Source organism: Streptomyces sp. NPDC051921, from assembly GCF_040680975.1.
GTDB lineage: Bacteria > Actinomycetota > Actinomycetes > Streptomycetales > Streptomycetaceae > Streptomyces.
The window spans coordinates 17497-30900 of sequence record NZ_JBFAXU010000009.1; the positions used below are offsets into that span (position 1 = coordinate 17497).

13 protein-coding genes are annotated in these 13404 nt (G+C 72.5%); 9 read left to right on the forward strand and 4 right to left on the reverse strand.

Features of this window, described 5'->3' with window-relative positions:
- The first annotated feature begins 56 nt into the window (after positions 1-56).
- The 5 genes from argC to AB0M16_RS14110 are packed head-to-tail and all read left to right on the forward strand — an operon-like array spanning position 57 to position 4917.
- Positions 57-1085 carry an N-acetyl-gamma-glutamyl-phosphate reductase gene (argC, locus tag AB0M16_RS14090; protein ID WP_365342400.1) on the forward strand — a complete coding sequence of 343 codons (1029 nt, stop codon included), beginning with the start codon at positions 57-59 and terminating at the stop codon, positions 1083-1085.
- Positions 1082-2233, forward strand: coding sequence for a bifunctional glutamate N-acetyltransferase/amino-acid acetyltransferase ArgJ (gene argJ / locus AB0M16_RS14095; protein WP_365342402.1), 1152 nt, complete (start codon positions 1082-1084; stop codon positions 2231-2233). The genes argC and argJ overlap by 4 nt, the downstream gene beginning before the upstream one ends.
- Positions 2230-3153, forward strand: a complete 924-nt coding sequence (argB, locus tag AB0M16_RS14100; RefSeq protein WP_365342404.1) for an acetylglutamate kinase — start codon at positions 2230-2232, stop codon at positions 3151-3153. The genes argJ and argB overlap by 4 nt, the downstream gene beginning before the upstream one ends.
- Positions 3150-4349, forward strand: a complete 1200-nt coding sequence (locus AB0M16_RS14105; RefSeq protein ID WP_365342406.1) for an acetylornithine transaminase — start codon at positions 3150-3152, stop codon at positions 4347-4349. Before argB ends, AB0M16_RS14105 begins: the two co-directional genes overlap by 4 nt.
- A gap of 7 nt (positions 4350-4356) precedes the next feature.
- Positions 4357-4917, forward strand: a complete 561-nt coding sequence (locus AB0M16_RS14110) for an arginine repressor (protein WP_365342408.1) — start codon at positions 4357-4359, stop codon at positions 4915-4917.
- Between the two features lie 103 nt (positions 4918-5020).
- Here AB0M16_RS14110 and AB0M16_RS14115 read toward each other — a convergent pair whose 3' ends face one another.
- The 3 genes from AB0M16_RS14115 to AB0M16_RS14125 form a co-directional block, all read right to left on the reverse strand.
- On the reverse strand, positions 5021-5686 hold the full coding sequence (locus AB0M16_RS14115; RefSeq protein WP_365342777.1) for a L,D-transpeptidase family protein: 666 nt from the start codon (positions 5684-5686) through the stop codon (positions 5021-5023).
- A 67-nt stretch (positions 5687-5753) separates the two neighbouring features.
- Positions 5754-6359: a pyridoxamine 5'-phosphate oxidase family protein gene (locus AB0M16_RS14120; protein WP_365342410.1), complete on the reverse strand. Its 606-nt coding sequence runs from the start codon at positions 6357-6359 to the stop codon at positions 5754-5756.
- A gap of 54 nt (positions 6360-6413) precedes the next feature.
- Positions 6414-7781, reverse strand: coding sequence for a hypothetical protein (locus AB0M16_RS14125; RefSeq protein ID WP_365342412.1), 1368 nt, complete (start codon positions 7779-7781; stop codon positions 6414-6416).
- A gap of 140 nt (positions 7782-7921) precedes the next feature.
- Between AB0M16_RS14125 and AB0M16_RS14130 the strand changes: the two genes are divergently transcribed.
- The gene (locus AB0M16_RS14130; protein ID WP_365342414.1) at positions 7922-9115 is read left to right on the forward strand and encodes an argininosuccinate synthase; all 1194 of its coding nucleotides are present in this window, start codon (positions 7922-7924) and stop codon (positions 9113-9115) included.
- Positions 9116-9216: 101 nt separating this feature from the next.
- A complete protein-coding gene (argH, locus tag AB0M16_RS14135) occupies positions 9217-10644 on the forward strand; it encodes an argininosuccinate lyase (protein ID WP_365342416.1) in 1428 nt (475 codons plus the stop codon).
- 9 nt (positions 10645-10653) lie between these two features.
- Here argH and AB0M16_RS14140 read toward each other — a convergent pair whose 3' ends face one another.
- The gene (locus tag AB0M16_RS14140; RefSeq protein ID WP_365342779.1) at positions 10654-11160 is read right to left on the reverse strand and encodes an HAD domain-containing protein; all 507 of its coding nucleotides are present in this window, start codon (positions 11158-11160) and stop codon (positions 10654-10656) included.
- A gap of 87 nt (positions 11161-11247) precedes the next feature.
- Here AB0M16_RS14140 and AB0M16_RS14145 point away from each other — a divergent pair, with 87 nt between their 5' ends.
- On the forward strand, positions 11248-11799 hold the full coding sequence (locus tag AB0M16_RS14145) for a helix-turn-helix domain-containing protein (protein ID WP_365342418.1): 552 nt from the start codon (positions 11248-11250) through the stop codon (positions 11797-11799).
- Positions 11799-13340: an MFS transporter gene (locus tag AB0M16_RS14150; RefSeq protein ID WP_365342781.1), complete on the forward strand. Its 1542-nt coding sequence runs from the start codon at positions 11799-11801 to the stop codon at positions 13338-13340. The genes AB0M16_RS14145 and AB0M16_RS14150 overlap by 1 nt, the downstream gene beginning before the upstream one ends.
- The last annotated feature ends 64 nt before the right edge of the window (positions 13341-13404 follow it).

Genomic DNA, 13404 nt, shown 5'->3' on the forward strand with positions numbered 1-13404 from the left:
CTTTGCATAAAAGTGCGGCGACACGTATAGTCATGCCATCCATGAGGAGGGTTTCGATGACGGTACGAGCAGCAGTCGCGGGCGCGAGCGGATACGCGGGCGGAGAGCTCCTGCGCCTCCTCCTCGCCCACCCCCACGTCGAGATCGGCGCCCTGACCGGCCACTCCAACGCCGGGCAGCGGCTCGGCGGCCTCCAGCCGCACCTGCTGCCGCTCGCCGACCGCGTCCTGGTGGAGACCACCGCCGAGGCCCTCGCCGGCCACGACGTCGTGTTCCTCGCCCTCCCGCACGGACAGTCCGCCGCCGTCGCCGAGCAGCTCGGCCCGGACACCCTCGTCGTCGACATGGGCGCCGACTTCCGGCTCAAGGACCCGGCTGACTGGGAGGCGTTCTACGGCTCCCCGCACGCCGGTACCTGGCCGTACGGCCTCCCCGAACTGCCGGGTGCCCGCGCCGCGCTGGAGGGGTCCAAGCGCATCGCGGTGCCCGGTTGCTACCCCACCGCCGTCTCGCTCGCCCTCTTCCCCGCGTACGCGAACGGGCTCGCCGAGGCCGAGGCCGTGATCGTCGCCGCCTCCGGCACCTCCGGCGCCGGCAAGGCCGCCAAGCCGCACCTGCTCGGCAGCGAGGTCATGGGCAACATGTCCCCGTATGGCGTCGGCGGACGCCACCGGCACACCCCCGAGATGATCCAGAACCTCAGCGCGGCGGCGGGGGAGCGGGTCACCGTCTCCTTCACCCCGACCCTCGCCCCGATGCCCCGCGGCATCCTCGCCACCTGCTCGGCCGGCGCCCGGCCCGGAGTGACCGGCGAGACCCTGCGCGCCGCGTACGAGAAGGCCTTCGCGGACGAACCCTTCGTCCACCTGCTCCCCGAGGGGCAGTGGCCGGCCACGGCCTCGGTCTACGGTTCCAACGCCGTTCAGATCCAGGTCGCCCACGACCCGGCCGCGAACCGGATCATCGCGATCAGCGCCATCGACAACCTCACCAAGGGCACCGCAGGCGCAGCGGTGCAGAGCATGAACATCGCCCTCGGGCTCCCCGAGGAGACCGGACTTTCCACGATTGGAGTCGCTCCATGAGCGTCACCGCAGCGAAGGGATTCACGGCCGCGGGCATCGCGGCCGGGATCAAGGAGAACGGCAACCCGGACCTGGCCCTCGTGGTCAACACCGGGCCGCGCCGCGCCGCCGCGGGAGTCTTCACCTCCAACCGCGTCAAGGCCGCCCCCGTCCTGTGGTCCCAGCAGGTCCTCGCCGACGGCGAGCTGACCGCCGTCGTCCTCAACTCCGGCGGCGCCAACGCCTGCACCGGCCCCCAGGGCTTCCAGGACACCCACGCCACCGCCGAGAAGGTCGCGGACGTCCTCGGCATCGGCGCCGGCGAGGTCGCCGTCGCCTCCACCGGCCTCATCGGCGTCCTGCTCCCCATGGACAAGCTGCTCCCCGGCGTCGAGAAGGCCGCCGGCGAGCTCTCCGAGCACGGCGGCGAGAAGGCCGCCATCGCCATCAAGACCACCGACACCGTGCACAAGACCGCCGTGGCCGGCGGGGACGGCTGGACGGTCGGCGGCATGGCCAAGGGCGCGGGCATGCTCGCCCCCGGCCTCGCCACCATGCTCGTCGTCCTCACCACCGACGCCGACGTGGACGCCAAGGGCCTCGACGCCGCCCTGCGGCAGAGCACCAGGGTCACCTTCGACCGGGTCGACTCCGACGGCTGCATGTCCACCAACGACACCGTGCTGCTGCTCGCCTCCGGTGCCTCCGGCGTCACCCCGGCCCAGGACGACTTCGCCCGGGCCGTCCAGGACGTGTGCGCCGACCTCGCCCGCCAGCTCATCGGCGACGCCGAGGGCGCCAGCAAGGACATCCGCATCGAGGTGGTCAACGCGGCCACCGAGGACGACGCCGTCGAGGTCGGCCGGTCCATCGCCCGCAACAACCTCCTCAAGTGCGCCATCCACGGCGAGGACCCCAACTGGGGCCGGGTGCTCTCCGCCATCGGCACCACCCGGGCCGCCTTCGAGCCCGACCGGCTCAACGTCGCCATCAACGGCGTCTGGGTCTGCAAGAACGGCTCCGTCGGCGAGGACCGCGAGCTCGTCGACATGCGCTACCGGGAGGTCGTCATCACCGCCGACCTCGCCGCCGGGTCCGAATCCGCCGTCATCTGGGCCAACGACCTCACCGCCGACTACGTCCACGAGAACAGCGCCTACTCCTCATGAGCGACTCCAAGAGCCCGACCCGGAAGCACACCGCGCTGCCCAAGGCGCAGACCCTGATCGAGGCGCTGCCCTGGCTCACCCGTCACCACGGCAAGACCGTGGTCATCAAGTTCGGCGGCAACGCCATGATCGACGACGAGCTCAAGGCCGCCTTCGCCCAGGACGTGGTCTTCCTGCGCCACGCCGGCCTCAAGCCGGTCGTCGTGCACGGCGGCGGCCCGCAGATCAGTGCCGCCCTGGACCAGGCAGGACTGGTCAGCGAGTTCAAGGCGGGCCTGCGGGTCACCACCCCCGAGGCCATGGACGTCGTACGGATGGTCCTCGCCGGACAGGTCCAGCGCGAACTCGTCGGACTGCTCAACCAGCACGGTCCGCTCGCCATCGGTATCACCGGCGAGGACGCGCACACCATCACGGCCACCAAGCACCAGCCGGTCATCGAGGGCGAGCAGGTCGACATCGGCCGGGTCGGCGAGATCACCGCCATCGACACCGGTGCCATCCAGGCGCTCCTCGACGACGGCCGGATCCCGGTCGTCTCCTCCATCGCCCGCTCCCAGGACGACGCCCATGTCTACAACGTCAATGCTGATACGGCGGCTGCGGCACTCGCTGCTGCGCTGGGCGCCGAAACCCTGATGGTCCTGACCGACGTCGAGGGCCTCTACGAGGACTGGCCGCACAGCGACGAGGTCATCAGCCGGCTCACCGCGAGCCAGCTGGAGAAGCTGCTGCCCGAGCTCTCCAGCGGCATGGTCCCCAAGATGGAGGGCTGTCTCCACGCCGTCCGCAACGGGGTCACCACGGCCCGCGTCATCGACGGCCGGGTCCAGCACTCGATCCTGCTGGAGATCTTCACCGACGAGGGCATCGGCACCATGGTCGTGCCCGACGACCAGCACGTTCAGGGGGAGAAATGACCGCCAACCAGGACCTGACCCAGCGGTGGCAGGGCTCGCTGATGGACAACTACGGCACCCCCCGACTGCCGCTCGTCCGCGGTGAGGGCGCCAAGGTCTGGGACGCCGACGGCACGGAGTACCTCGACTTCGTCGGCGGCATCGCGGTCAACGCCCTCGGCCACGCCCACCCGGCCGTCGTCGAGGCCGTCTCGCGGCAGATCGCGTCCCTCGGCCACGTCTCCAACCTGTTCGTCGCCGAACCGCCCGTCGCCCTCGCCGAGCGGCTGCTGCAGCTCTTCGGCCGGCCAGGCAAGGTCTTCTTCTGCAACTCCGGCGCCGAGGCCAACGAGGGCGCCTTCAAGCTCGGCCGGCTCACCGGCCGCCGGCACATGGTCGCCACCGACGGGGGCTTCCACGGCCGGACCATGGGCGCCCTCGCGCTGACCGGCCAGCCCGGCAAGCAGGCCCCCTTCCTGCCGCTGCCCGGCGACGTCACGCACGTGCCGTACGGCGACGTCGAGGCCCTGCGCGCCGCCGTCACCGAGGAGACGGCCTTCGTCGTCATCGAACCCGTCCAGGGCGAGAACGGCGTCGTCGTCCCGCCCCCCGGCTACCTCCAGGCCGCCCGCGAGATCACCCGCGCCACCGGCACCCTCCTCGTCCTCGACGAGGTGCAGACCGGCATCGGCCGGTGCGGCACCTGGTTCGAGCACCAGGCCCACGACGGCGTCGACCCCGACATCGTCACCCTCGCCAAGGGCCTCGGCGGCGGCCTCCCGCTCGGCGCGACCGTCGCCTTCGGCCCGGCCGCAAAGCTGTTCGCGCCCGGCCACCACGGCACCACCTTCGGCGGGAACCCGGTCGCCTGCGCCGCCGGACTCGCCGTCCTCGACACCCTCGGAGCCGACGCCGTGCTCGACGAGGTCAAGCGGCTCGGCGAGAAGCTGCGCGACGGAATCGAGGGTCTGGGCCACCCGTTGGTCTCCCATGTCCGTGGCTCGGGCCTCCTGCTGGGTATCGTGCTCACCGAGTCCCTCGCGCCGCAGGTGCAGCAGGCGGCTCAGGACGCCGGTCTCCTGGTGAACGCGCCCGCCCCCGATGTCGTACGGCTCATGCCGCCGCTGATCATCGGCGACGCGGAGGTGGACGCCTTCCTCCGGGCTCTGCCCGGTGTCCTCGACGTGGCGAACGGGGAAGGACGAAGCGGAGAATGAAGCGACGATGACCGACGCGCAGGGAACCGAACGCTGGGGATCCGCCCAGCCGGAGTCCGGGGGACCGTCCGTTCCGCAGACCCGCACCGCACGCCACCGCAGGATCGTCGACATCCTCAACCGGCAGCCCGTGCGCTCGCAGAGCCAGCTGGCCAAGCTGCTCGCCGACGACGGGCTGAGCGTCACCCAGGCGACGCTCTCCCGTGACCTCGACGAGCTCGGCGCGGTGAAGATCCGCAACACGGGCGGCGAGCTGATCTACGCGGTGCCCAGCGAGGGCGGCTTCCGCACCCCGCAGGCCCCGCTCGGCGAGTCGGCCAAGGAGGAGCGCATGCGCCGCCTCTCCGGCGAACTGCTGATCTCCGCCGAGGCCTCGGCCAACCTGGTGGTGCTCCGCACCCCGCCCGGTGCCGCCCAGTTCCTCGCGTCGGCCATCGACCAGGCCGAACTCCACGCGATCCTCGGCACGATCGCGGGCGACGACACCCTGCTGCTCATCTCCCGCGATCCGGCCGGCGGCCAGGCGCTCGCCGACCACCTGCTGCGCCTCGCGCAGAAGGAACGTTGAGGCGACAGAGGGGTGTGAGAGTCCCGGACAGCACCCGCGGCGCCCGGCGCGCACCCTCGCCGCACCGGACAGCGGCGGCCCGCCCGGGACGTACGCGACACCGCTAGTACCGTGTGATCGCCGTCGGCCCGCCCCGCGTGCCGACGGCGATGTGCGGCCGGCGGGCCGGATCGACCCAGGCCAGGAGCCGGCGCATGGTGTCCGCCGGCACGGAGACACAGCCGGCCGTCGCCCCGCGCCCGTTCACGTGCAGGAAGATCCCGGCGCCGCGCCCGCGCACCGGACGGGCGTAGTTGAAGCCGACCACCAGGCCGTACGCGTACTGCGTCGGATAGGCGCCCAGCCGCTCGGACTCGGCGGCCCGGCAGTCCCGTGGCAGCCCCTCCACCCAGCGGTTGTACCGGGTGGAGCGGTTGTCCTCGCACCACCAGGAACGGTTCGTCACCCGGGCGTAGCGGTACGACGTCCCGGCCGGCGCGGGCTCGACCCCGAAGGCGTACGGCAGTTCGTAGAGCCCGGTGGGCGTGGTGCTCGTGCCCTGCCGCCGGGTCGTCCCCTCGGCGAGGCCCTTCGCCCCGAAGCGCGCAGGCGCCGATCCCGCCTTCACCCATGCCCCGGCCCGCCGGTCCCACCAGGTGAGCGTGCCCCTGGTGGATCCGGTGTCCGGCGCCTCGGCGGTGATCAGCTGCGAGCCGCCGCCGGTGTGCGCCATCCGCGCGGGCAGGGGAGCACGCGACGGGCTCCCGGGAGCCGGGACGAGCGTGAACATGACCGCGCCGAGCGCGAGAAGGGTGCGCATGGCGCGAGGCTAAGCGCCCCGCGCCGTCCCCGCCGGGCTAGCGGACCGTCCGGGGGAGCGGCGGCAGCGGCAGGGGCAGCGCGGGCAGCCCGTCGAGGCTGGTGGCGATGTGGTCCTTGCGCGCGCAGTACGCGTCGAACTCCTCCTCCGACTTGCGGTTGAAGTAGTCCGCGTGCAGCTGCCGCTCCTCCTGGTACTCCATCAGGGGGACGGCGTAGCCGCAGGCGTCACTGACCCGCCGGGCGTGCACCACGACGATCGCCCGCACCCCCCCTTGGCCCTCCACCGCCTCCGCCGGGAAACGGGCGAAGAGTTCGGGGAACCGCGGGTCGTCGCGCAGCACGACGTCTCCGGTACCGTGCACCCGCACGACGGTCGGCGGCCCGGAGAAGGCGGTCCACATCAGCGTGATCCGCCCGTTGCCCGGCTCGCGCAGATGCGCCAGGGTCTCGGCGCCGCTGCCGCCGAAGTCCACGTACGCGAGGGTGAGTTCGTCGAGGACGACGAGCGTGCCCCGGCGCCCCTTGGGGGAGAGGTTCACATGCCCGCCGCCGGCGAGCGGGGCGGTGGCGGTGAAGAAGAGCGGCTGGGCTTCGATGAAGGCGCGGAGACGTCCGTCGATGCGTTCGTACGTTTTTCCCATGCGGCCCATTGTGGTCGCGGGGCACGACGGGTGACCGGGTGTTCCACGGTCCGGTCACCGCCGCCCGAACCACCAGGGGACGCGCGGGGTCCGGGCGCCGGCCTCCTCGATGCCGAGGGCCCGACGGACCTGGGCGCGCAGCACCGGGTCCGGGTCCTCGGCGAGCCGCCCGGCCGTCTCCGTGTAGGCCCAGGAGCCGTGGTCGCGCAGCAGCCGCAGCGCCCGGACGCGGACGTGCGCCGGCCGGCCGGGGCCGGTGCGCCGCAGGAGCTCCTCCTCCGGCAGCCGGTCCGCCCAGGGCAGCAGGGCCTGCGCCGCCTCCCGTACGACCCCGGGAGCCGGGTCGTCGAGCAGCGGAAGGAGCCGGGCGAAGTCGGCCACATCGAGGACGCGCAGGCCCGCGACGGCGGAGGTGCGCACCAGCGCGCGCTCGTGGCCGGTCAGCTCCCACAGCACCGGCAGGTCCGTCCCCCGCTCGCCGCACTCCGCGAGCCCGAGCGGCGCCCGGTCGGGCACGGTCGCCGGATCCGCGCAGGCCGCCCGGTAGAGGGCCACCGGATCCCGGCCGTCCTGCCGCAGCGCCCAGCGGGCGCAGGCCCGGACGAGGCCCGACCGGTCGTGGAGGAACGGCTCGGCCTCCGCGGCCCGGCCGGCCTTGCGCAGGGCGGTGACCCCGGCCGAGCGCACGCCGCCGGAGCGGGCGGCGAGCAGCAGGGGGAGCGTCTCGTCGGGGACGCCGGCGGCGAGGGCGGCCGTGGCGGCCCGGTCCCGTACGGCCACGTCGATGTCGTACGCGGCGATCCGGGCCAGCTCCGTCGGCGTGAGCGACCGCCGCTCGACCGCGACGTCCAGGGCGAGCCGGCGGGTGGGCCGGTCCCGGTTGAGCAGGAGGGCGGAGACGGTGGCAGGCGGGGCGGTGCGCAGCGCCTCCCGGAGGAGCGCGGCCGCCGCGCCCCCGCGCAGTCGGCCGCTGAGGCGGAGGATCACCGGGGCGGTGACGGCCAGCGCGTCGGCCTCGGCGCCGGGCAGGGCGGCGGCGAGGGCCGCGTGGGCCTCCTCGCGTACCGGAGCGGCCCAGTCGGCCGCGCGGATCGCGACCAACGGGAGGACGGCGGGGCGTTCGGCGGCGTAAGGGAGTGCGGCGGCACGGACCCGCCCGTCGGAGTCGCACAGGGCGAGGGCGAGCTCCCCCTCGGCGGGTGCCGGGGCGCCGAGGAGGCCCCGCGGCACCGCGGGGCGCGCGCCGGTCGCGAGCCAGCGGTGCGTGGGGTAGCCGTCGCCGCGCCAGGCGTATCCCCTGCGGATCCGCTCGTCCAGCTCCAGCCATGCCCCCGGGCGCCACACGTCCAGCACTGTGCCGAGCGCGCGTCCGCGCGCGAGACCCCGTATCACCGCGTCCAGCGGCAGCTCCTGGCTCGTCATGCACGGAGCCTAGGGCCCGTACACCCGTTCCTGCCTGCGGTTTTCCGTCCGTGCAGGGACCCGAAGGGGAGCGCGTTGACAAAACATACGGAGGACTGCATAGTTATACCCATCAGTGGTTGCAAGGTAAGGAGAACCCCGTGACCGAGCGCGTCGTACTCGCCTACTCGGGCGGCCTGGACACCTCCGTCGCCATCGGCTGGATCGCCGAGGAGACGGGTGCCGAGGTCATCGCCGTCGCCGTGGACGTCGGCCAGGGCGGCGAGGACCTGGACGTCATCCGCAAGCGCGCGCTCGCCTGTGGTGCGGTCGAGGCCGAGGTCGCGGACGCCAAGGACGAGTTCGCCGACGAGTACTGCCTCCCGGCGATCAAGGCCAACGCCCTCTACATGGACCGCTACCCGCTGGTCTCGGCCCTGTCCCGGCCGGCCATCGTGAAGCACCTCGTGGCCGCCGCGAAGAAGCACAACGCCTCGATCGTGGCGCACGGCTGCACCGGCAAGGGCAACGACCAGGTGCGTTTCGAGGCCGGCATCCAGGCCCTCGGCCCGGACCTGAAGTGCATCGCCCCGGTCCGTGACTACGCGATGACCCGCGACAAGGCCATCGCCTTCGCCGAGAAGGCGAACCTGCCGATCGCGACCACCAAGAAGTCCCCGTACTCCATCGACCAGAACGTCTTCGGCCGGGCCATCGAGACCGGCTTCCTCGAGGACATCTGGAACGCCCCGATCGAGGACATCTACGAGTACACCCAGAACCCGGCGGTCGTCCGCGAGGCCGACGAGGTCGTCATCTCCTTCAAGGAGGGCGTCCCGGTCGCCATCGACGGCAAGCCCGTCACCGTCCTCCAGGCGATCCAGCAGCTCAACGAGCGCGCCGGCGCCCAGGGCATCGGCCGGATCGACATGGTCGAGGACCGTCTCGTCGGCATCAAGTCCCGCGAGGTGTACGAGGCTCCCGGCGCGATCGCCCTGATCACCGCCCACCAGGAGCTGGAGAACGTCACCGTCGAGCGCGAGCTGGCCCGCTACAAGCGGCAGGTCGAGCAGCGCTGGGGCGAGCTCGTCTACGACGGCCTGTGGTTCTCCCCGCTCAAGCGCGCCCTGGACGGCTTCATCAACGAGGCCAACCAGCACGTCACGGGCGACATCCGGATGACCCTGCACGGCGGCCGCGCCGTCGTCACCGGCCGGAAGTCCGCCGAGGCGCTGTACGACTTCAACCTCGCCACCTACGACACCGGCGACACGTTCGACCAGTCGAAGGCGCAGGGCTTCATCGACATCTTCGCCCTTTCGGCGAAGATCGCCGCGAAGCGCGACCTGGGCTGACCCCCGCACGTTGAACAAGCCGCCTCCCTGTTCCGTACGCCGTCGAAGGACGCGGCAGGGAGGCGGCCGCACATCCAGACACTGTCCTGAGGAGCACAGCAGTGAGCAGCAACAACGGTGACGTCCGGCTCTGGGGCGGCCGGTTCGCCGACGGCCCCGCCGAGGCCCTGGCGAAGCTGTCCGCGTCGGTCCACTTCGACTGGCGTCTCGCGCCGTACGACATCGCCGGCTCCCGTGCCCACGCGCGCGTGCTGCACAAGGCCGGGCTCCTCACCGAGGACGAGCTGACCCGCATGCTGGCCGGTCTCGACCAGCTCCAGGCGGACGTCGCCGACGGCTCCTTCGTCGGCACCATCGCCGACGAGGACGTCCACACCGCCCTGGAGCGGGGCCTCCTGGAGCGCCTCGGCGCCGAGCTCGGCGGCAAGCTGCGGGCCGGCCGGTCCCGCAACGACCAGGTCGCCACGCTCTTCCGGATGTACCTGCGGGACCACGCCCGGATCATCGGCGGTCTGATCGCCGAGCTCCAGGACGCCCTGGTCGGCCTGGCCGAGGCGCACCCGGACGTCGCCATGCCGGGCCGGACGCACCTCCAGCACGCCCAGCCGGTGCTCTTCGCCCACCACGTGCTCGCCCACGTGCAGTCCCTCTCCCGGGACGCCGAGCGGCTGCGGCAGTGGGACACCCGGACCGCCGTCTCCCCGTACGGCTCCGGCGCCCTCGCGGGCTCCTCGCTCGGTCTCGACCCGGAGGCGGTGGCCAAGGACCTCGGCTTCGAGCGGGGTTCGGCCGGCAACTCGATCGACGGCACGGCCTCGCGCGACTTCGTCGCCGAGTTCGCCTTCATCACGGCGATGATCGGGGTGAACCTCTCCCGCATCGCGGAGGAGATCATCATCTGGAACACGAAGGAGTTCTCCTTCGTGACCCTCCACGACGCCTTCTCCACCGGCTCGTCGATCATGCCGCAGAAGAAGAACCCGGACATCGCCGAGCTGGCCCGGGGCAAGTCCGGCCGCCTCATCGGCAACCTGTCCGGTCTCATGGCGACGCTCAAGGCGCTCCCGCTGGCCTACAACCGGGACCTCCAGGAGGACAAGGAGCCGGTCTTCGACTCCTGCGACCAGCTGGAGGTCCTGCTGCCCGCCTTCACCGGCATGATGGCGACCCTCACGGTCAACCGGGAGCGGATGGAGGAGCTCGCCCCGGCCGGCTTCTCCCTCGCGACCGACATCGCCGAGTGGCTGGTCAAGCAGGGCGTGCCCTTCCGGGTGGCGCACGAGGTCGCCGGCGAGTGCGTCAAGGTCGCCGAGGCCGAGGGCAAGGAGCTCGACGACCTGACGGACGAGCAGTTCGCCAAGATCTCCGAGCACCTCACCCCCGAGGTCCGTACGGTCCTCAACGTGCCCGGCGCCCTCGCCTCCCGCGACGGCCGGGGCGGCACCGCCCCGTCGGCGGTCGCCGCCCAGCTGGTCGAGGTCAAGGCGGACCTGGTGATCCAGCACGCCTGGGCCACCGCCAAGAACTGAATCCCGTTCCTACAGCGCCGCCGCCCAGTCCGCGAGCACGTCGAAGTCCGGCCGGAGCAGCCCGAGCCGGGGATCGACGTGCAGCAGCAGGGCGGCGGCGCAGTGGTTCTGCTCCACGTACTCGTGGTCGTACGAGGTGATGTCGTCGTCCACCCAGGCGAACGGCCGCCCCTGTGCGTACTCCAGGATGTACTGCGTCTTCCAGAAGGTCCCGCGGGGGGCCTTTCCGTGCATCTGGGGCCAGTCGACGTACGGCAGCTCGGGCAGCCCCAGACGCGGGCCGATCCACTCGTTGGCCTCGCCCTTCCACGTGGTCGCCCAGACCAGCTCGTGCGCACCGGCGAGCGCGCGCAGCTCGTCCCCGTGCCCGGGGTTCAGCCACACCCGCAGCGGCTTCGGGTCCGGCCGGCCGCTCGGGCGCATGCGGTGGGTCGTGTACCCCTCGGGGCGGCGCTCGCGCTGCGCCGCATACGGGTTCAGCGGTCCGTCCACGTCGATCAACAGCAGCGGCTTCATCATGTCCGCAGCATTCCTCCCCGCCCGTTGTGAGGCATCGAATTTTCGAATGAGACATTGATGTCTCATTCGGTGTATGGTTGTCTCATGTCAGTCGACCGCACCCAGGTGCTCCACGCCGCCGCGGCCCTGCTCTCCCGCAAGGCGACCGCCACGATGGACGAGGTCGCCCGGGCGGCCGGGATCGGCCGGGCCACGCTGCACCGGCACTTCGCCGGGCGGGACGCGTTGGTCCGGGCGCTGGAGCAGATGTGCATCGAGGAGACCGAGGCCGCGCTCGACGCGGCCCGCCTCGACGAGGGGCCGGCCGACGAGGCCGTCCGGCGCCTGATCGGCGCCTCGGAGCCGGTCGCCCCCCTGCTCGCCTTCCTCTACACCGAGAACCAGCTCTTCGAGGGCGAGCAGCAGAACCCGGGCTGGACCCGCCTCGACGACCGGCTTGCCGGGCTCTTCCGGCGCGGCCAGGAAGAGGGCGCCTTCCGGATCGACCTGACCCCCGCCTGGCTCTGCGAGGCCTTCTACGGCCTGATCGGCTCGGGTGCCTGGGCCGTCGCCGACGGGCGGGTCGCCGCCAACGACATTCAGTACATGATCGCCGAGCTGCTGCTCGGCGGAGCGCGCAGGAGCGTGGAGAAGTGATCACCGAACCCGTCACGCACGAGAGCCATACGGAGGGCGTGCGCCGTCCCGGCCGGTGGCTCGCCCTCGCCGTGCTCGTCCTGGCCGTGCTGCTCGTGGCGGTCGACGCCACGGTCCTCGGCCTGGCGACCCCGTTCCTCTCCGAGGACCTCCAGCCCTCCGGCACCCAGCTGCTGTGGATCGGCGACGTCTACTCCTTCGTCATCGCGGGCCTCCTGGTCTCCATGGGCAGCCTGGGCGACCGCATCGGCCGCAAGAAGCTGCTGCTGACCGGAGCCATCGCCTTCGGCGCCGTCTCCGTGCTGAACGCCTACGCCACCAGCCCCGAGATGATGATCGTGGCCCGCGCCCTGCTGGGCGTCGCCGGCGCCACCCTCATGCCCTCCACGCTGGCCCTGATCCGCAACCTGTTCCACGACCCGCGCGAGCGCAGCCTCGCCATCGGCATCTGGGGAGCCATGGCCTCCGCCGGCGCCGCCGTGGGCCCGGTCGTCGGCGGGTTCCTCCTCGAACACTTCTGGTGGGGCTCGGTCTTCCTCATCAACCTGCCCGTGATGGCCGTCCTGGTCCTCGTCGGCGCCAAGCTGATCCCCGAGTCCAGGAACCCGAACCCGGGCCCGTGGGACGTGCCCAGCGTCGGCCTCTCCCTCGTCGGCATGATCGGCGTCGTCTACGCCGTCAAGGAACTCGCGTCCGAGGGCCTCACCTACGGCGTGGCCGTGGCCGCCCTCCTCGGCATCGGCGGCCTGGCCGGGTTCGTGCGCCGGCAGCTCACCCTGCCGACGCCGCTGCTGGACATGCGCCTGTTCCGCAACCGCGGCTTCTCCGCCGCGGTCACCGCCGACCTGCTGACCATCCTCGGTCTGTCCGGCCTGGTGTTCTTCCTGTCCCAGTTCTTCCAGCTGGTCCAGGGCCGCCAGCCGCTGGAGGCCGGACTCGCCGAACTGCCCGCCGCCATCGGCGCGGTGACGGCCGGTCTGGTCGCGGGCAGCGTCGCCCGCCGCCACAGCGTGCGCGCCGTCGTCGCGGGCGGTCTCGGCGCCATCGGCCTGGCCCTCGCGGCCCTGACCGCCATCGGGCAGTCCACCGGCTACCCGCTGCTCGGGGCGAGCCTGCTGGTCGTCGGCGTCGGCGCGGGCTTCGCCTTCACCGTCACCGCCGACGTGATCCTCTCGACCGTCCCCAAGGACCAGGCCGGTGCCGCCTCCGCCGTCTCGGAGACGGCGTACGAGCTGGGCGCGGCCCTCGGCATCGCGCTCCTCGGCTCCATCGTGACCGGTGTCTACCGGGGCTTCGCCGCCCCGGCCGGCATTCCGGCCGACACCGCCGCGGCGGCCCACGACTCGCTCGGCGGCGCGGTCGAGGCCTCCGCGGGTCTCGCCCCGGCCCAGGCCGACGCGCTGGTCACAGCCGCCCAGGAGGCCTTCGTCGACGGCCTGCGCATCGCGTCGGGGGTCGGCGCGGCGGTCCTGCTGGCCACCGCGGTCGCGGCCTGGTTCCTGCTGAAGGGCCAGAAGCTGGCCGACGGCGTCGAGCACTGACGCGTCCGGGCACGACGGAGGGCGCCCCCGGAACCGGGGGCGCCCTCCTGTGCTGTCGGGTGCG